Annotated in this window: 23 protein-coding genes and 1 pseudogene; 4 read left to right on the plus strand and 20 right to left on the minus strand. The window is 46.5% G+C overall.

Features of this window, described 5'->3' with window-relative positions:
• Nucleotides 1-114: 114 nt before the first annotated feature.
• Nucleotides 115-294 carry a hypothetical protein gene (locus tag LQV63_RS15480; RefSeq protein WP_233697397.1) on the minus strand — a complete coding sequence of 60 codons (180 nt, stop codon included), beginning with the start codon at nt 292-294 and terminating at the stop codon, nt 115-117.
• A 663-nt stretch (nt 295-957) separates the two neighbouring features.
• Between LQV63_RS15480 and LQV63_RS15485 the strand changes: the two genes are divergently transcribed.
• A complete protein-coding gene (locus LQV63_RS15485) occupies nt 958-1,170 on the plus strand; it encodes a hypothetical protein (protein ID WP_233697398.1) in 213 nt (70 codons plus the stop codon).
• A 770-nt stretch (nt 1,171-1,940) separates the two neighbouring features.
• Here LQV63_RS15485 and LQV63_RS15490 read toward each other — a convergent pair.
• The 16 genes and pseudogenes from LQV63_RS15490 to LQV63_RS15565 form a co-directional block, all read right to left on the minus strand.
• Nucleotides 1,941-2,317: pseudogene (locus tag LQV63_RS15490) on the minus strand (transposase); the annotation flags it as partial.
• Nucleotides 2,318-2,656: 339 nt separating this feature from the next.
• The gene (locus tag LQV63_RS15495; RefSeq protein WP_233697399.1) at nt 2,657-3,682 is read right to left on the minus strand and encodes an MFS transporter; all 1,026 of its coding nucleotides are present in this window, start codon (nt 3,680-3,682) and stop codon (nt 2,657-2,659) included.
• Entirely contained in the window at nt 3,567-4,490 is a 924-nt protein-coding gene (locus LQV63_RS15500; RefSeq protein ID WP_233697400.1) for an ATP-binding cassette domain-containing protein, read from the minus strand. Before LQV63_RS15500 ends, LQV63_RS15495 begins: the two co-directional genes overlap by 116 nt.
• Nucleotides 4,491-4,609: 119 nt before the next feature.
• On the minus strand, nt 4,610-6,052 hold the full coding sequence (locus LQV63_RS15505; RefSeq protein WP_233697401.1) for an ABC transporter ATP-binding protein: 1,443 nt from the start codon (nt 6,050-6,052) through the stop codon (nt 4,610-4,612).
• A gap of 17 nt (nt 6,053-6,069) precedes the next feature.
• The gene (locus LQV63_RS15510; RefSeq protein WP_019424594.1) at nt 6,070-6,759 is read right to left on the minus strand and encodes an energy-coupling factor transporter transmembrane component T family protein; all 690 of its coding nucleotides are present in this window, start codon (nt 6,757-6,759) and stop codon (nt 6,070-6,072) included.
• 18 nt (nt 6,760-6,777) lie between these two features.
• Nucleotides 6,778-7,407, minus strand: coding sequence for an MptD family putative ECF transporter S component (locus LQV63_RS15515; protein ID WP_233697402.1), 630 nt, complete (start codon nt 7,405-7,407; stop codon nt 6,778-6,780).
• 222 nt (nt 7,408-7,629) lie between these two features.
• On the minus strand, nt 7,630-8,634 hold the full coding sequence (locus LQV63_RS15520) for a helix-turn-helix domain-containing protein (RefSeq protein WP_233697403.1): 1,005 nt from the start codon (nt 8,632-8,634) through the stop codon (nt 7,630-7,632).
• Nucleotides 8,635-8,932: 298 nt separating this feature from the next.
• Entirely contained in the window at nt 8,933-9,232 is a 300-nt protein-coding gene (locus tag LQV63_RS15525) for a hypothetical protein (RefSeq protein ID WP_233697404.1), read from the minus strand.
• Nucleotides 9,233-9,278: 46 nt separating this feature from the next.
• On the minus strand, nt 9,279-10,940 hold the full coding sequence (locus tag LQV63_RS15530) for a DUF6138 family protein (RefSeq protein WP_267934076.1): 1,662 nt from the start codon (nt 10,938-10,940) through the stop codon (nt 9,279-9,281).
• A 60-nt stretch (nt 10,941-11,000) separates the two neighbouring features.
• Entirely contained in the window at nt 11,001-12,035 is a 1,035-nt protein-coding gene (locus tag LQV63_RS15535) for an ABC transporter substrate-binding protein (RefSeq protein ID WP_233697406.1), read from the minus strand.
• Nucleotides 12,036-12,441: 406 nt separating this feature from the next.
• A complete protein-coding gene (locus LQV63_RS15540; protein WP_233697407.1) occupies nt 12,442-13,197 on the minus strand; it encodes an alpha/beta hydrolase in 756 nt (251 codons plus the stop codon).
• 471 nt (nt 13,198-13,668) lie between these two features.
• The gene (locus tag LQV63_RS15545) at nt 13,669-13,884 is read right to left on the minus strand and encodes a hypothetical protein (RefSeq protein WP_233697408.1); all 216 of its coding nucleotides are present in this window, start codon (nt 13,882-13,884) and stop codon (nt 13,669-13,671) included.
• Between the two features lie 55 nt (nt 13,885-13,939).
• A complete protein-coding gene (locus LQV63_RS15550) occupies nt 13,940-14,989 on the minus strand; it encodes an ABC transporter substrate-binding protein (RefSeq protein ID WP_233697409.1) in 1,050 nt (349 codons plus the stop codon).
• A 114-nt stretch (nt 14,990-15,103) separates the two neighbouring features.
• A complete protein-coding gene (locus LQV63_RS15555; RefSeq protein WP_233697410.1) occupies nt 15,104-16,105 on the minus strand; it encodes a TroA family protein in 1,002 nt (333 codons plus the stop codon).
• A 487-nt stretch (nt 16,106-16,592) separates the two neighbouring features.
• Entirely contained in the window at nt 16,593-16,838 is a 246-nt protein-coding gene (locus LQV63_RS15560; protein ID WP_233697411.1) for a hypothetical protein, read from the minus strand.
• Between the two features lie 263 nt (nt 16,839-17,101).
• Nucleotides 17,102-17,647, minus strand: coding sequence for a hypothetical protein (locus LQV63_RS15565; RefSeq protein ID WP_325175888.1), 546 nt, complete (start codon nt 17,645-17,647; stop codon nt 17,102-17,104).
• 343 nt (nt 17,648-17,990) lie between these two features.
• Here LQV63_RS15565 and LQV63_RS15570 point away from each other — a divergent pair, with 343 nt between their 5' ends.
• The 3 genes from LQV63_RS15570 to LQV63_RS15580 all read left to right on the plus strand — a co-directional run bounded on the left by LQV63_RS15570 (nt 17,991) and on the right by LQV63_RS15580 (nt 20,146).
• On the plus strand, nt 17,991-18,419 hold the full coding sequence (locus LQV63_RS15570; protein ID WP_019424584.1) for a VOC family protein: 429 nt from the start codon (nt 17,991-17,993) through the stop codon (nt 18,417-18,419).
• 205 nt (nt 18,420-18,624) lie between these two features.
• On the plus strand, nt 18,625-19,425 hold the full coding sequence (locus LQV63_RS15575; RefSeq protein WP_233697412.1) for a helix-turn-helix domain-containing protein: 801 nt from the start codon (nt 18,625-18,627) through the stop codon (nt 19,423-19,425).
• A gap of 19 nt (nt 19,426-19,444) precedes the next feature.
• Entirely contained in the window at nt 19,445-20,146 is a 702-nt protein-coding gene (locus tag LQV63_RS15580; protein WP_233697413.1) for a transglutaminase-like domain-containing protein, read from the plus strand.
• 679 nt (nt 20,147-20,825) lie between these two features.
• Here the strand turns inward: LQV63_RS15580 and LQV63_RS15585 are convergent.
• The 3 genes from LQV63_RS15585 to LQV63_RS15595 are packed head-to-tail and all read right to left on the minus strand — an operon-like array spanning nt 20,826 to nt 23,758.
• Nucleotides 20,826-21,692, minus strand: coding sequence for an alpha/beta hydrolase (locus LQV63_RS15585; RefSeq protein ID WP_233697414.1), 867 nt, complete (start codon nt 21,690-21,692; stop codon nt 20,826-20,828).
• A gap of 37 nt (nt 21,693-21,729) precedes the next feature.
• Nucleotides 21,730-22,728, minus strand: coding sequence for a FecCD family ABC transporter permease (locus LQV63_RS15590; protein ID WP_233697485.1), 999 nt, complete (start codon nt 22,726-22,728; stop codon nt 21,730-21,732).
• Nucleotides 22,729-22,750: 22 nt separating this feature from the next.
• Nucleotides 22,751-23,758: a FecCD family ABC transporter permease gene (locus tag LQV63_RS15595; RefSeq protein WP_026011368.1), complete on the minus strand. Its 1,008-nt coding sequence runs from the start codon at nt 23,756-23,758 to the stop codon at nt 22,751-22,753.
• Nucleotides 23,759-23,763: the final 5 nt, after the last annotated feature.

Here is a 23,763-nt window from a genome sequence, read left to right on the forward strand (position 1 = left end):
ATGAAGAAAGCTTTCCGGAACTTTAAGAAATTCGAGCGAAAAACCTCTACTAAGTTGAATTTCATTTTGTTTATTGATTGAAATATAAGGGTTACTTTTGACAAATGCTTTTATCTAATATTGTCCGGAAAAGGAATACCCACCTACTCCACCCGCAGCGTCATGATAAAGATAACTATAAAAATCCTCTAATTCTTCACTGGAGATTTCAACCATTTGAATGAAATTTTTCAATTTATTTCCCAGCAGCTCTTCTAACGTATTAGAGTAATCCCTTAGCTCATTAAAATTCATGCCGAACTCGTGTCTAAAAAGGTATAGATCATTTAATTAATATCCCCCAAGAATTCAAGTATGAACAGGCATCACGTACGTTGAAACGGCCGCTATGCATGATCATGTAGGCGAATAGAATATCCGCGACCTTCCCGGCATGTTGCCGGTAGGTTTCGACCCGATCCGCAATGAGTCCAAGGCGCTGAGCCACTCATCAGGCGGTTTATTTGTTCCTGTTTCGGATTACTGTGACTAACGCGATTATGCTTAAAACCAGTGCTGCTCCACTTACGATCCAAGTGGTTACTCCATAATGGATCATCAAACACATGCAATTTAAACAATAACAACCCTTAAGCGCAGTAAAGTTCAATTTCCCAAAAAATGAGCGGAATTAGGCCGATACCCTGTTCCATTAACCATTTGCCTACATAGATTATGATAGTGCTTAATAACAAAATACTACCACTTTACTTTATTCGCTGAGTTCAAACTTTTTCTGGGAATGGAGAGTGTTTATTATGACCTTCTTTAAATTCAAGCCTTCAAATGCACTTCCTGCTTCTATCTTTCCTCCACAAAGCTGTCCGAACATCTTCCCGCCTCCACCTTGCCCAACAATTATTGGGCCGACCGGACCTACTGGCCCAACGGGTGCGACAGGGGACAGGGGCGTGACGGGTGCAACAGGGAGCACAGGCGCTACTGGCCCTGCTGGAGGAGCTACCGGCGCTACCGGCGCTACCGGCGCTACTGGCGCTACTGGCGCTACTGGCGCTACTGGCGCTACTGGCGCTACTGGCGCTGCTGGCGCTACCGGCGCTACCGGCGCTACTGGCGCTACTGGCGCTACCGGAGCTACGGGAGCTACGGGAGCAGCAGGAGGAGTATTAGACTTTGCAGATTTCTTTGCGTTGATGCCTCCAGATAATGCAGCAACAGTTGCGGCCGGTGCAGATGTTCAATTTCCACAAAATGGGCCTACTAGTGGTGGTGGGATTTTCCGCACTAGTGCCTCTACATTTAACTTATCTGCAATTGGCACCTATCAGGTCTTATTTCAGGTAAGTGTGACCGAAGCGGGACAACTGGTTTTAACTCTCGATTCGGGAGGAGGAGCCATTCAACTAGCCTATACGGTGGTCGGGCGAGCAACCGGTACTTCTCAGATAGTAGGGATAGCTCTTGTGACAACGACAGTTATCAATTCAATACTCACTGTAAGAAATCCTGCTACCGAATCCACGGCACTAACCATCACTCCTCTCGCTGGAGGAACAGAGCCTGTTTCAGCACACCTTGTTATCACACGACTCAGGTAGAAGAGTGCAACAGAATGGCATATTTCATAACAAACCAAGCTGCAGTCTGGTTTAGAAGGTAGCGGCGATCGGATTGAACACAGAGGGGCAACCGGAGCGATCCACTTGGACCCAGACCACTTTATGTAGAGCTTGAATAGCCTATTTTCGAATTTCTAGCTCACCTGCGAGTACCTGGAACTTACGAGATCGGTGGTTTGGGAGCATGTACTCCGAATTAGAGGGAGTATCCGCATTTAAACAAATACAACGATACACGCCTGTTGATTAACCAAATTATGTAACACAAATAAGCATGTTTTGGCTATCCGTTTGAAGAAGATGAGATATACGTAAGCGCTATTCAACGGGCAGTTGTCCAAGATCAAGCAGTCGAGTAAACCGAGCAAATGACAGTACCACATATTGTGAAAGGATTGAACGTGATGCATCATACAGCGACTTTACCAACACATAGACGATGAGGACCGTGTACAATTGACATAGACGGCATTTTCGGTCGTGCCAAATAGAGTGGGCACGTTCAAATGTTGCTTGATCCACCGGAAAAAGACTTCTATCTGCCAACGAGCTTTATACATCTGCGCAATTTGCTCCGCTGTAACCTGCATCCAATCAGTTGCGACCCGAATCTCTCTTCCCTCAAAATTACGAAACATCACCACACGATGACGCTTCGTGGAACGGCGTTGCTTCGTACCGAGTTGACACGTAATGTCCCGAACGCAGCAATTCCTTCGGAAACGTGAGTTTACGACGTGTCTTGCGATTACATTTGCGTAAGGTGAAAATACGCCTTGAACACAGCAAAGAAACATCTGCAGCCTTCGTCGAGAAACAGGAGTAATGAACCGCCGACAACCCGCATCTTAAAACAGAGAAACTACATCTGGGGAACCTGCATGTATGGAATCCGCACGTGTATGAATTGCAGAGCACATGACCTATTATAACGAAGAACGATTTCAGTAAAGACTCGGCGACCGCACTCCGATTGAATACCGAGAAGCGCTCCCCGCTTAGTGTATACTTCTTTTTTCACTGTCTACTTGAAGGGGCTATGAGCATGACTGATCGATGCTTCTTTTGGTTTTGGTTGCTTGCGGGGTGAAGTAAGCTGTGGCTGCTCCAAGCAGAATCATGGCGCAACCAGAAAGGAAAAATACGCCCCCCACTTGAAACAATCCAGCGAGAAAGGCACCGATGGCAGGAGCTATTACAATGAAGCCATTTATGATTGCATTTCCGATACTGGATACACGCCCCATCATATGCTCCGGTGTCGATACTTGCAGTAAGTATCCGTAGCTAACCGTGATAAAAGCGATGCAGGCGCCTATCAATAACCAAATGGCGAACCACAATGAAAGCCAACTCGGTACGTATTGTAAGCTTCCTAATCCCGTAATTGCGATAAAAAATCCCAGAAATACGGCGGAGAAAGTCATCATAAGCACTTGGTTCAGCTGATTTCCATAGCGACCGATTATTAGGGTACCGACGAGGCTCCCTAGACCAACCGCACTTGTAAAAAACGCGAACTGTGTTTCCGTAAATCCCATGCCCTTAGCCAATAAGACGCTCAAGCTGTCAAACAAGAACAAATTGAAAAAAACGGCTCCGTTAAATATCATCAGGAGCAGCAGGATGTGTGTCTTCACAACGTAAGCGATGCCTTCTTTTAATTCGTTCCAGAAATTCGTTGTTGTGCCCTTCTGTTGGCATTCAGCATCTTGTGTAATCGTTCTCTGTTTACCGGAAGGCAAGTAGATGAGGATGAAGGCGGATAGTAGAAAGCTTATGCCATCAATGACGAATGCGGTCTGAGGGGTGGAAACTGCGAGAACAATACCGCCTAGTGCCGGTCCTAATACCTTGGAGAAGTTGACTGAAAACTGGCTGATCGCATTTGCTTGAAGGAGGATATCTTCTGGAACAAAGACTTTGATCGCGCTCTGTCTGGCGGGATCAAACAACGCATGAAAGATCCCTTTCACAATAACAAGTAAAAGAACGACATAAGCATTCGGAGCAACTACGAGACAAAATGCGAAAAGCGCGCGCAACAGATCGCAAACAACCATCACTCACTCCCCCCTCGCCGATGAGTGTGTCATAAGCCTTCGGCAAACGCTCAATAAACTCATGGCATTGGGCTGCCCTTGCTGCTGCGTATACTTCCTCTTTGGTTGCTGTCGGCCTGCCCGCCAGAATGTTATTGTAGAGGGTGTCCGAGAACAGGAAGGTATCTTGGAACACAAAGGACATGGTATCCATCAGTTCGTGTGTTCTCATATCTCGGATATCCACACCGCCAATGGTGATGCTTCCTTTCTGAACATCCCAAAACCGGGGGATAAGCTGGGCAATAGTAGATTTCCCGGAGCCGGAGGGGCCGACCAGCGCCGTGATTTTCCCCTGGAGTGCGGTAAAGTTTATTCCTTTCAACACCTCAATACCGCCCTCGCCACCATACCAAAAGGACACCTCACTAAACCCGATGTCATGAGAGGAAGGCGGGTTGCCGGATTTAGGCTCCTCTATGGTCTTTTCTTTACCTATTTCATCCATGCGCTTGACCCCTTCGACAATGACCGAAAGGGTAGATGCAAAGCTGCTGAGTTTGAAAATCGGCGTGGAAATGCCTGGCGCCAAAACAAGGAAGAATATCAGGGTTGCGGCAAAGGCCATGTTGTTGGGATCTCTGCTGATGAGTAACAGTCCGACAGGCAGAACAAAGGTTGCCAGTGATAAAGCATTTTTATTAAAGTAACCAAGCGGAAGAGAGCCGATGTGATCCGATAACTTTACTCTAATCCCATACAAGATGCGAAATGCGGCAATGTGCGAGCACATTCCCCAGACATACATAAAGAAATATCCTAACACCATTGCCACAGCGCCCCCCACGGCCCATCTTATGACGTACGAGGCATCTATAGTGGAAATGTCCGAGCAGCGACTTTTTTTCACCCGCAAGCTCCAACAGTCGGGAAATGCCTGTTTTCATTTTATGGTCCAATCGTTCTCACTCTTTCCTGTTCGTTTCTCATTTCCACCACATGGTCGCAGGCTAGCTCCGTCAGAATCCTGTCGTGCGTAATGATGACGACGGTTTTTCCTGCCCGCGCAAGCTTTTTTGCCCATGCGGCAACTTTAAGCACACCATCGCCGTCGAGCCCGCTGGTCGGTTCGTCCAGCACGATCAGTTCCGCGTCTGAGCAGTAAGCCGCAGCCATGGTGACCCGCTGCTTCTCTCCCCCGGACAGGGACGCGGGATGCCTGTCCCGAAGCGCTCTTAGATCAAAGGTGTCCATCGCTTCATAGGCCCTCAAGCGGAGCTCATCATTCAGACGCCTGCCCAGTACAATTTCATTCCCCACGCTATCGGCATAGATCTGGTAGTCCGCATCCTGCATCACCAAATAACTCAAGCTGCGCCTTCCTGCTGCTGAGCGTTTCTTCCCTCCGTAATAGACTTCTCCGCGTTGCTGCCGCATAAGACCACAAAGCACTTTGCCCAGCGTCGTTTTTCCAACGCCGTTCTCTCCGGTCAGTGCGGTAACGCTGCCCGTCCTCAGGGTGATATCCAGCCCTTTCATGGGCTTACACGTTTTTCGATAAGCATAAGACAACGATTTCCCTTCCCAAACATAACGAGATGCATCGTTGTTCGTATTCTCATGGATGTTTACCCGAGTCATATCCGGATGGCGCAGCCCATACGGCTTCACGTCCTCATAGCGAAGTGCCGCAAAATCATCCTTTGTCCAAATTCGAGCGATTGTCCCTTTTTCGATTAACACGTAACGGTCAACCACATCTAAAAAAGCGTGCAGCCTGTGCTCGCTAATGATCAGCGTCGTACCAGACTGCTTAAGCTGTAAGAGGATCTGCACCAGATCGGAAGTTGCTTTCTCATCCAGGTTGGCGCTCGGTTCGTCCAGTATCAATAGCTTCGGAGACAATATCGTTGCCGCGGCAATGGCTGCCTTTTGCTTTTGCCCGCTTGAGAGGCTATCCAAGGGACGATCCAGCAAATGCGGAATCTTCATACGAGCTGCTGCAGCTTGAACGAGAGTTCGGATTTCGGTAGACTCTATTCCCAAATTTTCTCCCGAGAAAGCCAACTCATCACCCACAAGAGACATAAAGAATTGGCTTCGCGGATCCTGAAATACGGAACCCGTGAGCCTTGTCTTCTCTTCCGGGAGAAAAGAAGCTATGGGCTTGCCTGACACATGCACAGTGCCTGTCAGCTTCCCGGGATAGAATTGGGGTGCAAGACCATTAATCATGCGCAGAATCGTGCTCTTCCCACAGCCGGATCGTCCGCAAAGCACGACACATTCGCCTTCTTCAATCGATAGATGAAGGTCGGTTACACCCTCCGTCTCACTGCGACCCTCAACGTCGCTTTCGTATGTAAAGCCAGCTGCTATAAGCTCAATCATTTTGTCCTCCTAAAACGCTACATAACTACGTATATTCCTGTTGCTAGAATAAAAAACATCAATATCGCGAGACCATCCACCGTCCTGAATCCAACCGGATACGCACTGCTCCGAGTGACGGTACATTCGATGCCCCGAAGTACAGCCGACGCGGCCAACTCGGAAGACAGCTTTAGACAGCGCACAACAAGCGGCATCAAAAAGCATTCATAGGCTAACGCTGGTTGTCGCAGCACACTGTACCAATGCTGAAAAATTCCCCGTGCACGCATGCCATTCCGAATCGAAACCATTTCCTGCACAATGACTGGAAAGAAGCGAATCAGGATACAGATGGTAATAATCAGATTCTTCGGCAAACGCATGCGTTCAAATGCACACATCATAACGCTTGGTGAAGAGGCCATAAGTGCGGAAGCAATCATCATCAATGGAATCATTGTGCTAAAGGTATAAAAAATAATAACGAAGGTTCCAAGCGCAGTACCGCCTAACGCAATGACAGCCGCTTTGAAGCAAACAAACAGAAGCCCATATTGAAATGCTTTTTTAAACAAGCCGAGAACCACTAAATAAAGCATACCCAATAGCATGATAGCAATGGATTGAGCATGAGAAGCCGCAATAAGTGCCAGAATGCTCATAAGAAGCAGAATAAGCAAATGCGTGCGCGGATCCAGCCTTACCTTCTTGATGCGCAAATTCAATCTATTACCCTCCTGCCGCTAGATCAGCTTTGCTTTCTTGATGTGCCTGTTCAGGAATTTATCCCCTATTAAACAACCAAGTACCGACCCTGCTAAGGTGACGAGGACCATCACAGCTATCATGCTGGGAGTTTCGTAGTAATAGAACATCGTATTCATGGCCTCCTGCGTATAGCTGGCAGAATAGATTTCGATCATTTTCTGCTTGAAGAAGATTAGGGGAAGTACGGCGCATAGCGCGAAGCCTGCAAAAAAGATGCTGTATCCAACTGCATTGCGCTTCCAATTGAGGTAACTGTCCTTGCCGATCATGGCAAGCTCACCGATGATGCCAAAACCGAGCAAAAAAAGCATATTGATCAGTCCCATCGCCAGAAAAAACAACACGGAGATTGTCGCGCAAGCAAATAACACACCGCGCCTGGAAATTTTCCCTGCCATAACTATATAGAGGGGGCCGCATAACAAAGCCATTATGCCTGGTCCTGCGAGATAGGCAACCGCTGGTGTAAACAGCATAGAAGCGCCCATGGATACAGTCGTCATAATGATCATAATCACAATATTAAAAATCACGCAGGTGACAACATCCTTAATCCCCCACCGATTTTGTTGTGTACCTATGTTTTGAACACTTAACTCTTGCATACCTGTTAGTCTCCTCTCGATTTTGCAATAGATCATATTTTTTTGCTGTATTGATTCACTCTCGGTTTATTGAGAATGATTCTCTATAGGATAGTATGCGGGATACCTTTCAGAATCCGTTAACACTTTACGGAACAAAATAAATAGAAAACGGATTATTTTTGCATAAAAAAACTGCCAGCACTTGCTGACAGCAGTGTTAAATCTGTTTATTCAAAATGTTTACTTTGCGACATGACGTAAATATTCTCCCGGGTTAATCCCGAATTTCTTACGAAAAGATAATGTAAAAAAGCTCAAATTTCCATAGCCGACCAAAAACGCGGCATCACTGACCGAAACTCCTTTTTCTTCAAAAAGAAGGCGTGCTGTTTCCAATCGTTGATCAATCAAGTACGCATGCACCGATTTTCCATACATCTCCTTAAATCCTTTTTTCAGCTTGCATTCATTCAAGCTAACCATCTTGGAAAGATCGTTCAAGGTTAGCGAAGCGGCAATATTTTGATCCAAGATGTCCTTGGTTTTGCGAATGCTGCTCATATCTTGTTTGGAAAGATTCACGGAACGGTGATTTATCCCATTTTGCCAAACGACCTCTCCCACATATGTAGCGATCAGTTCAAGTATTTTACCTTCCATATAGACGCTTCTCAGTGATTTGTCATACGGGCAATTCCGGATCTGCTGAAGAATCACCTTGACCGCAGGTGTCATTGGATATTTCCCAAAAATCTCATATCGGTTTTCTTTAACGGCATGATTATGTTCTTTATAAATGTTTTGCAGGATCGTATGAAATGCAACGGGATGAACTTTCACACCCATAAATCGGTATATTTTTTCAGGCTCTATGATAGATTTTTCCTTGCCTTTTGCGTTGTTGATCAAAAAGCACTCGTTCGTTTCAAAATCAAATCGGTTTTTCATTCCTTGTACATTCCAATTCCAATGAGCCCCCTCTCCCAAACAAAAAAACAGATCCACAGAGGCAGTGCTTGAAACCGATTCAACATCTATCTTCTGATGAAACATCATCTCAAAGTCCGTTATTTGAATTCTGTCGTTAGAAGAGAGCACTCTGGCGTATCCTTTACCGAGCTCTTCGGAAATCGCATATTCGCATTTTCCGGATTCTCCTTCACGTCTAAAACCTTCACGAATCGAGGATCTCTCAATTACGAATGGTTCGATCTCATCATTGTGTTGCAATTTAGCCTCAGACATATGTTACACGCCACTTCCTTTACCTTTATGAACGTTATGCTGCTCTTATTTTATATGATAATGATTATCATTGTCTATTAGTTGCCTTACTTTTCAGGAATGATCTAACAAAATAAAGCCGGAGCGCATATTCAATCGGCGCTCCGGCTTGCATCAACACTTCCATTTATTAAACTCACTAACGTCCACGTCCTCAGACTCCAAACCGTCCTTTATTTCAGCCGCTTGCCGCCTACACCCGCTTCCTCCAGAATCTTCTTCAGCCGTTTGATTCGCTCATCCAACAGTTTGAATGAAGCTATCTCTGCTCGAGCTTTTTTCGATGTTTGGCTAGCCGCTGGGCCAGATGGTCATTCCCCATTAATTTTGATGCCTTTATCGTTTTATCATAGAGAATCAATCCCATATTTTCTACCGATTTGGAAATACCATTTTCAGCGAACGCCCATATCTTTGCAGAAACAGGATGGTCTTTGCCATAGAAGATTATCAAATCGGCACAAATCTCCATAATTTGTCTGTCTAGCCCATCGCAATGCCATGACTTGTCCTTTATCGTCCGGGGAATGATCTTTTGAAGCGTGTTCCAAGCGGCCAACTGCTCACCTGCTTCACTATGCGGATCAAATTTTTTAGCAGCCGGGTTAGCCAGTTGCAGCCGATAAAAGCCTTGATAGCAATTGCTGCTTCTCTCCTTTTGCTTTGGCGGCGACAGCTCGAAGCTTGTCCACTCCACCCCACAAAATATAGACTATATGCTCCACTTCATACTGCTGCAAACCACTGATCTTATTAAGCAGCAGCCTTAAATTATCTTCCTCCTCCACGGCCGCTTTGATCTTCAGCTTCATTGAGTCCGTACCATGCAGTAAGCACGCAACAAGCGTGGACATAGTCTCCGCATTCACGCCATGCTGTTCTACGAATGCAGCCGTGAAGAAATTTTGAACAGACTGGTGCTCTTCGTCGACTGCTGCCATATAATCCTCCACTAGCGCAAAATAGCTCTGATCCGCCAACCCGAGGCCAAAGACCGCATAGCTGCCTGGCATGCAGTTCTTTTCCCCCTCCGTATCCTCATACCATTCAAATTGTTCCATCGCTACACGAGCATACTCTTCCAACAGAGGGTGCAAACTCGGATATTCCATCACGTTGGCAAAGAAACGATGCGTACCCGACTTCGCTAACCCTTTGATAGGCAAAAACTGCTTCACACTGGATTTCAGCTTAATTTGATAGCTTTTAGGGAAGCTTTGTGTTAGCAATCGGCAAATAAATCGGATAGCACGCGCATAGCTCTCTTCGGCTTCTTGCTTAATGGCGATGCTTACCGTAGCGAAGACATCGTTAGCCTTGCATTCCACATATTCGTCTCTGAAATAAACCACTTCCTTGGCTAACGTTCCGCTACCTTCCTTCATGAAGCGCGATGCCCGGATGCTTCCCAGCTCAACGGCCCGTTCCAGAAAAGCAAGCCCCTTGCTTCTGCTGTAAGCAGGCTCGTATTTAATAATTGCCACCGCTGTATATAATAGCAGCTCAATCGGTCCTTGCTCGGTGCTTTCTAGCTGGATATCGCTTTTTCTTGTATACTCTTTTTGATTCCACTGTGTTCCCTGAATATCAAAATAACGGGGAAGAAATTTTTTCTCCACCCAATTTCGCAACGCATTCACAATCTTCGTACGATGCTCCGCAAGTTGCTGTTTATTCCCTTTGTTCAACTCCTGAATCTTGTCGAAGATGGATATGATCCGGCCTGCATCCTGTTCGGGAAATAACCCCTCATCCAGCAGATGCCTGGAGAGAAAGAACGTTTCCAAAGGCTTGGTAGGCGTCTTCCCCGCTTCGAGCTTCGTTTGGATATAAGATGCGATTCGTTTCAGCAGCTGCTCCTTCTTCATCTCATCGACATACTCAAGAATAGGGAGCTTCACCTCCCCCCCCTGCATGCGAAACCTGCCCCAGAACGTAAATTGGTAATTGATCAATGCCGAGTGCTGAAGACTATTTAATTTCTGCTGCATGAATAGGGCAAGCTGGGGTGTAATCTGCTCCCTGACTTGTTCCTCGGACAGAAGCTCGGCAGACTCTCCCTGTCTGTTCTTCACTTTTGGCGACATAAAATCAAGTTCAGAATCCGTAACACTGATTTTACCCTTGGCATACTCCAGTAGGGCATAATCGTGAATCCCGACTTGAAGCGAGGTGCGCTTCGCAATTCCTTCAACATCCTTGTCACCGATATAATCAAACCATTCGTTAATGGACGCTTTCATTTCATCTAAAATTGTATCCGTCATGATCTCCACGTTATTTGCCGACTCCCATCATTGTTTATCCTGTTGTTTCTCGCTAATTCTTTAAATCTTAGCATATAATTCAGGATGAATAAATGCCGCCACATCCTCATACAGATCGGCAAGTTGAAGACCGCCATTTATTGCACTTGTATATTCAGCTACCATCACATTCCCGGTTTTTATGGCACTGACATTTTGAAGTCTTTCGTTTGAAATGAGTTTGTTTCTCGTCGCTTCGCTATCGGGTTCCTGAAATTCCGTAATAATAATTTTCTCTGGATTAGCGGCAATGATTGCCTCGATTGACAACTCCATATATCCATCCTTCGACAATTTCATATACTCCCCTCCTGCACCTTCAATCATTTCATCAATCATGCACCATGAAGGCGGATAGTAATAATAGGTATCACGTGCACCACCGATAAACAGTACTTTCGGAATTTCTTCAACCGCTCCAGCGATTTTCTTCACCTGATCGAATCTAGCTTCCTGCTCTTTCAAATAAGCATCAGTCTTGTCTTCCACATTAAAAGTCGAACCAAAATTTTTGATTTCCTTAAAATATTCCTCCATACTACGCCCGACTGTAAAATTAACAGCAGAGACTACCGGAATTCCACGGTCATTCCAAAAAGAAATGTCCCCCAATAAATCTTCTTTAAATGCAGAGGAAATAGAGTAAATAAGATCGGGCTGCAGAGCAAGCACAGATTCTTTGGACGGCCACGATTCTGTAATAAGAGGCAATTGTGCAATTTGATCTTCATATTTGGAGAAGGATTGATCTGAATATCCTATGCCAACGACTTTTTCCTTTTGCCCAAATTCAATCATAAGTTCAGCTACGGCTGATCCGACTACTACAACCCTTTTGGGTTCTTCTTTAATGGTTTGGGTTATCTCTTTCCCTTCATTCGTATAAAACTTGATCGAGACGGGATAATGATCGTCGCCACCGCTTATTGATTGCAGGGCTTCGCCCTTCTTTTCTATGGCACTTTCCATCCCACTTGCCGGACCAGATGCTGTCTGCGTACACGCTGTACACCATACAATCATCATCATAAGCAAAATAACCCCGCTTCTTTTCATCAAGAACACTCCTCGTTGTGTATTTATCTCACCCGATCGAAAGCTTCGCTTTGGCCGAATGATTCATGATAATGATTATCATTTACATTGATATTTTTATCTACCTGTTGCAGGAGGTTCTCTCCCTATTAAGGGAGCGGATTCAAAAAAAGCTACAAGCAGGAGGTCATCTGGGAAATGAAAATACCGTTGGCTTGGCTTTCTAGATAGGAGGGCCCCCGTTTAGCAGTAATATGACTTTCTCGCCCCTTTCTTTCCATGGATCGAATGAACAAAAAAGATGCCTTAGGACGGCATCTTCTTGTTATGATATTTCCAATGAAACAGCAGCATCCGCTTGCATTGGCTAAAGTTGATTAGAGATAATTATCTCGGTCACTCTTAATCCTTTAACCTTTCAGAACACTCACTCACCGTTGAACAACCATTGCAACGCTTCCGGCACATAACGCACCCCTCGTTCAAATGAATGATAATCACTCTCGTAAATATCCTGACGCGCCGTGTGCTCCGTAGTAAATCCGTGCTGCAGCAAATAGTCGTAGACTGTCTTGGTGTTCGGAACCATCCACTGCTGACCATTAGTCCTTCCGCTTCCTTCGGCGTGTCCGACATTCATATACAAGCGTTGTCCCGTATCTTGAATCGAAAACTGCTGTACCCATTCCACAATGCCCGGGAACCAGAAAGACCCGGAGAAGCTGCCGATTCTGCCAAATACATTAGGATACAGCATCCCCGTGTAGAAAGAGATGAGCCCGCCCAGCGAAAATCCCATAATGCCCGTATGTTTGTGATCCGTCAGCGTACGATATTTGCTGTCTATATAAGGCTTCAGCTCATTAGCGAGATAAGCAGCATAAGTAGAGGCACGACCGCCAAACATACGTTCTGGTTCAAATACATTAGGCGAAACAAACGGCGTATATTCGTCATTGCGATTAAACGACGCGACTCCGACAAATATGATGCCCGGCAGCTCCTGCTTGGCTGTTAATTCCCTAACCGCTTGCAGGGCGCTGCTATCCTGCGGATCAATTAAATCTCCGCTATCTTGCAAATAAACAACTGGGTAGCGCTGCTCACTCTCGTCATATCCCTCAGGTAAATAAATGAATAACTGACGCTCTTGGAATGTATCCTGCACTATCAATGACTGCACGCCGAATCCTCCTCATTTTCAATCATGTACATGTTCTTGGCCAGCATTCTGACTCCATAAGTCAGAATGCGGATCAACTGATTCGCGGTATGCTCAATAGCCAGCGGTCCTTGCGTGCTGAAAGATACATCCAGCGGAAAGACATGGTATCTTGTTTACCGCCTTCAAAGACTTCCATACCTTACTCTTATTCAGCTCCGTCACATGGGCATCGAAGTCTTCCACATGATCAACTATATAAATATAATCTGGATCAAGCATTGTCACGCCTTCCAACGATACAATATCCCCTTCACGGATGCGCGATTCCATAGGATAATAAGATCATTCAGGATCATCGTCACAGCCTCACCTCATGGGTAAACGATTGGATGATTGTTAGCAAGCGAATGCTAGCACACCTGTACTAATTATAATTGATAAAGATTCTCAATATCAATGTATTTTGATTAGCTTTGGCACAGCTCGACATCAAGCAAGGACATCCACACTGTACATGCTGACAATTTGGGTCACTTCCGTACCTTTCACCCCGTACAACCTGCAAACAAAGAAGCCGCCAATTCCACTGTTACAGCGGGTTGACAGCTTCATTTGGATGAGTTGATCTTCACCCGTGTTAAGACATACATTCGATGCTGACTTATAAGGCAGCTCCTTATCCGAATTGGCTGGTTCAGCCGGCATCGATCTTTAGGTCCTGCAAGTCCTCGGGGAGTCGTCCAATTGTACAGGTTCGATATTACTTAGTTGTACCCTGACGCTCCTGAATCATCGCCGCCACTTCTTCCACCTGCGATTGCACGGCAATGGGGTCATACGGCCAGAACCGGTCTCCATCCAGCTTGAACACCCGGTTGTTCTTTACAGCGTCAAGCGAAGCCCATATCGGTGAGTTCTCGTCGAACTCGGCGCCGCCGGATATATCGAGGAATATGTAGTCGCCCGCATAATCCGCCATCTTCTCCTGAGATATGCTAAGCGCATTTATCTTCTTATTAATCAGATCCTTCCGCACCTTGTCCGTCGGAGTCAGACCAAGCTGCTGGTGGATTGCTTGTCCGCCACGGTTAACCGTATCCCCGTAAATATAGAAGTCTTTGCCAAAGGGTCCCATAATGGAAAAAGTCGTTCCTTCCTTAACCAGACCTTGTATCGAAGCTTTAGCCTTTTTCACCTTCTGGTCAAATACCGCCAGCCACTCTTCGGCTTCCATCTCTTTGCCGATCATCGCTCCAAACGCTTTCATCTCGACATGCACTTCGTGATAAGTGCCATAGGGAATCACGATTGTGGGCGCAATTTTGCGATATTGTTCGTTCAGCTTCTCATCTCCCCCGACTGTCACGATCAGGTCAGGATTAAGCGATAACATCTTCTCGACGGAGCCGCCGTCAATCTGACCGATGTCCTCAATTCCTGCCGATAACGACTTGACATATGGGCTTTCGAGTTCCCAATAAGGAGCACCCACAGGCTTAATGCCTAGTGCCAGAAAGTTAGCCAAATAACCTTGTGTAACAATTCGCTGCGGATGTGCCGGTATTTCCACATCTCCATGTACCGTTGATACGATTCGAGTATCCTGCTCTGCATCCGAAGCGAGTTTCTCTTCTGTACGGGAAGATTTATCTTTAGCCGCCTGGTCGGTACCCCCACTGTTCGTTGCCGCAGCCGTGTTCGAGGCCGATTCGGAATGAGTGGACTGGCCCGTCCCACCGCATCCGCTAAGTACAACTAGGAATAACGCTATCAGGATGGCTCCCCAGAATTTCCTATTAAGCTTTGTCATTGTTTATCTCTCCGAACAGTAATGATTATCTTTCTCAATTAGCACTACATCATCGTAACCTCCCGCTTATAAACCGTCTATTACAAAATGTGACCACTTGATTATGGACTATCGTTACTTTATGTGGGCGGCAGTAGCGTTAAGCATCAGGTCCGTCATGATATCCAGTTGCTTCTCAAGCGCTGCAGCATCATTACACCAGAACTCCTCCAGCTTGAGTGGATAAACCCGTCGTCGGCCTTGGGCCAGCAGTTCCCGCCATACTTGCCGCTCGCTCAGCTTGTCCCGAAAGCTGCGATACAAGTCAGATGACTCGGAAGGGAGCACTACAAACATATGATCTGCCGCGTACTCGGGCAGCAGCGACTCCTCAACAAACAGATGAGTATCCGTTGCGAGCACCTCTTGCTGAATTCGGGGATGCGGCGTCAACTTTAATGCATGGTATAAGTTATAAGCTCCTCTGGCAGTCGCATTCCAAATACATATCGTATAGTCCTCCCAGACCTCGTATAGCCCGACCGTGTCGCCCGGACGTATCAGCTCTTTCAACTTGGAGGCTGCAGAAGCTGCCAACGACAAATAACGATGAATCCACTGTTCCGCTGCGGATTCTCGACCAACAATCCGCCCCATAAGACGAACCGCCTCCATCCGATCCAACCGGTTCCACGGCAGCACGATCACGCTTGCAAACTGCTCCAACTGCTCCAATTTGCCCGGCCAGTAATAAAGATACTCCGGAGCAATAATCACATCCACTTCAATCGTTTGTAAGCACCGCATCATTCCATCCTGCTCCAGATCAAGCGTCCCCTCCAGTTCCCCGACGACAAGCGGCGACACTTCCCACGCCGTAAACGGCGCCGCAACCGGCTTGATCCCAAGCGCGAGCAGATCACCTGCATACTGCATCGCCACAATACGCTTGGGTTCCACCACCTTGCCGGCTCGCAGTAGCATCACCTGCCCCTTCTGGAGCACCGTCCACGCGTTGTCCAATCTGATCTTTATCGTATGATCACAGCTTAGCAGCGAAGGAAACTCAACGGAAACCGTAACGTTTCCCGCTCCGGCTTGCCCACTAATCACTTCAGTCCGTTTTAGCAAATGCATGTATAACCACGTCCTTACCCCTCAATTTCTCTATGAAACTGCCTTAGATTATAACAACTTGCAGAAGTAGCGTCACTGGGATGCATGACTTCATTCTCTTTGTATAAGGGTATCGTCATGCATTGAATGCTTATATTATCGCACTCTCGGGTTCTCCGTGTCCGATTAGGGGCTTTACAGATACGAATCAAAAAAACAATCAGCCCTCGGACAATGTGCTGCCCCAAGACACATTCTTCTACTCAGACGCCAGAGGAATCTTAACAAGATAAAAAATAAGCCGGAGCGCTGTTGTAAATGCGCTCCGGCTTGCTTATTGCCTGTTAGCTCAGTGCAGCAATAGCCTTACCTTCCCGATTCGTCTTGCCCGCTCGTTAGCCTGGCATCCGCAAATTGTTCAAGAGCACGCACCACCCTGTGATGCTCCTCATCATCGGTCGGAACAAGCCGTCGGGCGTGGATATCGAGTACATACCATGTTTCGGATTTATAGCGATGCATGCCCAAATACGCCGCACCCTCGATTTGTGGACGGAGCCCACTTTACCGCCGACTCGCCCCGATAAAGATTCAGCATCTGGTTGAACACACGCATATCCTCCAGAGTGCCTTCACGAACAAGCTGCCTGTCCTCTACACGAAACGCTCTGCGGGTGAACAGCTTGTCATTGTCCGGGACACTGGAGTGAGGAATGCCAAACAGATAAGTTTTTCCGTTCACCATCTCCTTCATAACATGCTCTAATGGTATAATGACAGCCTTGTAAAAAGCTAACTTCCAACTCCCAAATTCAAGTAGAAAATCATGAATCAGGATGAAGTTACATGCGCATTAGTTATTCAATGCTTCCGTAACATTGCCGTCAAACTTCCAGATATAAAAATCGTCCAGATTCACGGGCTGCAATAAGAAGGCTTTTCGTGTAATAAACAACTCTCCTTATCATATCTTATCGGCTAGCCGCTTACCTCCGAATCCAATCTCCCTTCAGCCAATCAAGCCATAGCCCCTTTTTCATAGTTGCAAATCACGCAGCCATGGCAGGACAGGTAAACACGGTGCTTGGCGCATTGGGGATAGCCGACGGGAATCGTTGGACAATCGTCCCCCTCCTCAACGGCCGACCATTCCTCATATTGACCCGGATCGATGCAATCTTTGTCCATGGCCATTACCATAGTTCTGAAATGCGCCAAACAGCTTTGAATGATGTCCCTGTTCGGTTCGTAGCTGAGCCGTTCCCAGCCTGTTTCGGCCATCGCACCGTCAATCGCTTGAAGTAGAAACTGTCTCTCTTGCTCAGAATTGGCCACCGTCCACGGCATCTCGTCCAGACTGAATCCGACCGTTCCCCTTCCGACAACCGATTGATCGCGTTGAGCGATCCAGATGACCAGTTCCTTTTCCCGGTTGGTTCGGGCAATCGCCGAACCGCTAAGCGCCAGGACGTCAATAAACACTTCGGTCAATCCATTGGACATCCCAAGCGATTCGAGCCGTTGCTTAGCCTGATCTGGCATGCATACGCTGTTCGCCATCATCACTCATTCCCTTCCATTGTTAAGACACAGATATTTCCTACTTCACTTGAAATATTATATCGGTCATAACTCTGATCAAACTTTGCATCATGGAGAGATTTATGAGGGCGCTCCTTAAAAGTTAGGGGCACCTGCACAACAGACAGATGCCCCGCCGATTACATACGATTAATTCACCGTTGCCAGCAAGCTGTCCACAATAAAGTCAAGCTGCTTATCTAACGAATATATGTCATTATAATATCTGTTATTTTGGGATTAGCTATGTATATTTGCTCATGTATTGTTACATGATACAATATGAAAAAAGACTGATTAAAATTTAAATAAAGGAGCGAAACGAATGTCTGTTGATGTTTATCTTAATTTCAATGGAAACTGCCGCGAAGCTGTAGAATATTACGCACAAGTTTTTCGAACAGAACAACCGCAAATCATGACCTTTGGCGAGACACCGCCAGACCCTAATTTCACACTTCCGGAGGAAGCGAAAAATTTAGTCATGCACACACGGCTTAACATTCAAGGCAGCAATGTAATGTTTTCCGATGTTTTTCCCGGCATGCCTTTTATTGCGGGTAACAACATAAGCCTTGCGATTGTCAGCAAGAACCTGGAAGAAATTCAATCGTATTTTCATCAATTGAAAGAAGGCGGCAAGGTCGGCATGGACCTCCAAGAAACGTTCTGGAGCAAATGCTACGGCAGCGTAACGGACAAGTTCGGGATTGAATGGCAATTTAACTATGACAGTGGAGAAACGGGAATGTAATGGATTGCCAATCATTCTGTAAATACAAAGGATATGGACCTTTTTTTGCGCAGACAAGCCAAGGTTCTGTATCCTTTTTTTCTTCCCTAACACTATCCTCCTTTATTATGGACATTAGAAACTTGCTTTCCCTCCCTGCTGTTTGTATAATTCGGGTCAATGCACCCTACTGCCAGACAGCAATGTAAGGAGGTCACTCGCTTCGATGATTCAATCACCCCACGATCTTATTCTGTTTTCAAGCAGGGATCATATCTCGTTTATTACAAACAAAGTAGACACTGGCTATCACATCCATAATTATATCCAGATTACGATAGGTCTAGAGAACGACTTTCACATCACAATTGAAGAAGAGTCCCTTCGGGTGAAAGGGATCATTCTCGATTCCAATACACACCATAAGTTGCACGGCCACCAGGAATGGCAATGTTACATATTAGTCAATCCTGAATCTGTCTTTGGTGAATTACTGAAGCGAACATATCTGCAGGACAGCCGTTATTATGTATTGGCAACTCATCAAGCCGATTCATTACAGCAATTGGCTGCTCGAACTCTGTTCTCGCTAACTGGCTCCACGGAATACAGCGAGTTCATCACAACATTCAAACAAATATTAAAACTTCATGATTCTGCAATCGAGCATACTCTAGATGATCGCATTCAAGATGTAATAACCTGTATCGAAAAGTACCCCATACATAAACTGTCGGTCAAAACCCTCAGTCAACTGATTTATTTATCGGAGAGCAGGCTGTCACATTTGTTTAAGGAGGAAATGGGGATTTCTTTAGTCAGCTATATTCTCCATCACAAATTGGAACTGGCATTCCATTATATATTTGGCGGCTTCACGATTACGGCGGCAGCGCTGGAGGCCGGCTTCAATAGCTCTTCGCATTTTACCCGCAGCGTACGGGATAAGTTGGGGATGTCTCCGCGAGCAATTATACAGAATAGCAGATATTTGCAAGTCAAGGAACCCGGTTGCCCTTATATTTAATCTAAAAAGGGTGAATGACATGCACCGATATTTGCAAACGACCAAATTAGTCGATTTTAACCATCCTTCGATTCAACAATTGATTACGCAGCAGCAGTGGCACAAGCTCAATGAATATGAAAAAATCCGCCGCGTGTATGATTATGTGCGTAACAGCATCAAGTTCGGCTATAATCGGGGCGATGATATCCCCGCCTCGGAGGTTCTTCAAGACGGTTACGGGCAGTGCAACACGAAAAGCATTCTGTTAATGGCATTATTGCGGGGAGTGGGCATACCTTGCCGAATTCACGGGTTTTACATTGATAAACAAATGCAAAGAGGAGCTCTTACCGGAACCATCTATTTATTTGCTCCCCAGAAAATTGTTCATGCATGGACTGAGGTGTATTTCAATAACGAGTGGCAGGCGCTAGAAGGCGTAATCATTGACGATTCTTATCTGGATCGAGTAAAGGATAGACTGTGCAGCGTAAACGGGGGTTATATCGGATTCGGCATATCGGTAAAAAGCAAAGAACGGATCAATCTCTGCTGGCAAGGACAAAGCACATATGTTCAAAATTTTTCGATTACGGAGGATCTCGGTTATTATGACAATCCGGATGAATTTTTTGCTAAATACAACAATACGAACGGATTCATAATTAAGATTCTATTTAACTTTTTGCGCAAAAGAGTGAATAAAAGGGTGGGGTCGATCCGAGACGGCAAAGGCTAAAGCTTCATCCAGACGTACAGATAAGGGTTCCCATAAGAGAACCCTTTTTTCTTATCACTTTGCATCAAAAAAAAAAGGAACTAAAGCGATGAACAACATCGTCGGGCTGCATCCTGCTTGGATAACCGAATATTTCGTATATTCCTGTTCATAATTCTTCAGCGCGATCGGAGAAATCGCATTCGGATTGCCTGCCCAACTGTGAATGGTATGGCGCACAAAATATTGCGGCGAAACGTATATCTCTTCATTAATGCGGGAGCGACTTGATGCCAGCTTACGTGATTCTGAGGATACCCGTGGAGCAGCAAGAGCGGTGGACCGCTTCCTCCATGCAACAGGAAAATATTCGCTCCGGATGTTTTTATGGTTGCTGATTGAAATCCTTCAAAAAAAGACAATGCCAATCACCTCATAGTGTAAATCATGATGAGACACCATTGCTTTAGTTATATCTATTTGAAAAATCATTCATACATTCCCATTATAGTGATAAAGATCCAATTGTTCTGTGCATCGCACGATCAGACTGGCAATGTGCCGCCTGATCGCCCTTTGCGCCATTCTCCCCATTGTTCAGACAAATGCATAACACAAGGCAAACAAATCCCTGCCAGATGCAATCCGCATCCAAGCAGGGACGATGCAACATTCTTTAATTGTCAGACAGATAGATAGATTAGGAGGACACCTTCAAGGCAAACCGAACGGCATGACTGACCAAGACCGGCAGAACCGATATGTGGCCTTCTCCCTCGAACTCTTTGAACTCTGTGCGCACGCCATGGCTTGCGAGAGCAGACAGACGCTCCGCAAGCTCCCGCGCGTTTTCATTCATGCAGCTCCAGTGTAATTTCTCGTCTTCCCCCGCCGCTATCATGATGTTGACGCTGATGTTGTTGTCCTGCTTAACACGCGATACGAATTGACGCTCCGCTTCAAGCAGGAACGACTTGTTCCAATGTATGGAAGGGCTGCCTGCAACATACGTCTGGAACGTATGCGGCTTCGTCAAAAACACTTGCAGCGCAAACAACCCGCCCAAAGAGTGGCCAAAGATCGTTTGTCTGCTCTTATCGATCTCGTACTTGCGCTCGATCTCAGGCTTCAGCTCCGCTTCGATAAATTCCAAGAACGCGTCCGCTCCGCCCATGTTCGCCACGACGCTGTCCTTCGGGCTAAAGGGCAGCTCTTCAACTCGGGTTGGCAGAGTAAAGTCGTGGAAGCGGGACGGATCGAACGGCGCCTCCGTCTGGTATCCAATTCCGACGACAATCGCCGGCTGCACCCCTGTCTTCTCGGAAGCGCGTGACTGCACACGGACCGCCTCCACCATCGTACCGAATACGGAGTTGGCATCCAGCACATAGATGACCGGGTATCCCGCAGACGGCGATGCCTCGCTGGGCTTGGCCACGAATATCCGATAGTCGCGGTTGCCCCCGCGCGAACGCATATCCCATTGTTCCGTCCGCGGTATGGTGACCGTGCTGGCGGCGGCTTCATTGACAGCCGAAGCGGTCTGGATGTTATCCTGGTTAGCCATTCTCTCTCATTCCTCCCTGCTTCTATCCATTGCGCTTTTAGTTCCGGCCCTTTTTTCTGTACAGTAAAAATATGAAATAAGGAACCCCGATAATGGCAATAACGATGCCTACGGGCAATTCCGCTGGCGCGAAGACCATCTTGCCAATAAAGTCAGAGACCAGTACAAGCACAGCCCCGACGATACCGCACACTGGAATGATGCGCCGATGCGCGTTGCCGACAAGGCGCTTCGCGATGTGAGGGGCCATCAGGCCGATGAATCCGATGCCTCCCGAAACGGATACACAGGCGCTCACAATGCCGATGCTGCATAATAAGAGCACCGCTTTTTCTTTTTCCGAGGCTACGCCTACGCTGATGACACTATCTTCATCCAGATGAAACAAATCCAGAATATAAGACTTTCTCACGATGACAGGAATGAGAAAGACGAGCCACGGAACAATAGACAAAATATATTTCCAATTGGCATTGTAAATGCTGCCCGAGTTCCATACTACCGCCATCTCAAAATCGCTGGAATTCATTTTCAAAGTCAGATAGAGCGAAACAGCTCCTAAACCTGCTCCTATCGCAATACCAGTCAACAAGAGACGCTGCGATTCAAGCCTTCCATCCTTCCAAGAGAACAGATAGATAAGCATGGCTGCGAGAAGCCCACCCATTAAGCCGAACAGCGGCATCGCAAAAATGGACGCTAAGCCATCTCCCTTAATCTGTCCTTGAAAGAAAAACAGAAAGATAACCATGGCCGCACTGGCCCCTGAGTTAATCCCCAAAATCCCCGGATCGGCCAACCCGTTTCTCGTAATGCTCTGAATGACCGCACCTGCAATTCCCAACCCCATGCCGACGAGCAGGGCAATGACGATCCGCGGCAGACGGAACTCCAGAATGACCAGATCCTGATCAGGCTGCGGGTCAATGCGCAATAACGTGCGAATGACATCCATGACCTTAATATCAAAGGCGCCGTTCGTCAGACTCAAATACATGGTAAAAAAAATAATGGCTATACCGACGACCAATACCATGGCGTAGCGGCTTCTAGATATTTTATTCACGCTTCCCGCCTCCCCTCGTCCGGATTAAATAGAGAAAGAAGGGAACGCCAAGGATGGAAGTGACGACACCAATCGGCATCTCAAACGGATAATTGACGAACCTGCTGAGCACGTCGCACAAGCCGAGGAATATTCCTCCAATCACTCCGGCACAAGGAATAATCTTTTTATAATCGACACCTGTCAAGAAGCGCGCAATGTGAGGAACAATGAGTCCCACAAAGCCTATCTTGCCTGCGAGCGCTACCGAAATGCCCGTTAAAATGACAACGCTCAATGTAGCCATAAACTTGATCAGCTTCGTTTTTTGTCCCAGGTTTACGGCAATCTCTTCGCCAAGAGAAAGAACCGAGATTGATTTTGAAATCCAGATTGCCATCAGGATGCCAACCACTGCAAAGGGAAGCGCCAGCTTGATAAGTCCCGGGTCCAACTGATGCAGCCGCGCATTAAACCAAAAGCTGATATTTTGCGATACTTGAAAATAGGTTGATAAAGCAGCGGAAACGCTGCTCAAAAATGTGCCGATAATCGTCCCTAATATAGCCATCCGAACTGGAGAGAGCCCTCCGGGAAGCAAGGTGGCCAAGCCAAAGACGATAACGATGCTAAGCGCTGAACCCATAAAGGAGAACATGATCATGTCCATCGACGAAGAATTCGGCATAAAAACCATGCAAAGAGTAATGGCAAAAGCCGAACCGTCGGTTACTCCCATAATAGAAGGGGATGCAAGATAATTTCTTGTCATCCCCTGCATAAGCGCTCCCGAAATGGCCAGGAAAGCTCCGATTAACAGAGCTCCGACTGCCCTCGGGAATCTAGAATGCATAATAATCTGATGATTTACATTGCCCGGATCGAAATGGAACAGCGCGTCGCGAATGGTGCTAGCCTCGATGTTCTTGGCTCCATATAAAACCGACAAGAGGATTGTAAGCACAATAAGAAACGGTGAACTCCATAGGATTAGGGCAGAAGCGGAAATCCTTGATCGCATATCCC

Origin of the sequence: Paenibacillus profundus (genome assembly GCF_021369635.1) — a bacterium.
Classification (GTDB): domain Bacteria; phylum Bacillota; class Bacilli; order Paenibacillales; family Paenibacillaceae; genus Paenibacillus_B; species Paenibacillus_B profundus.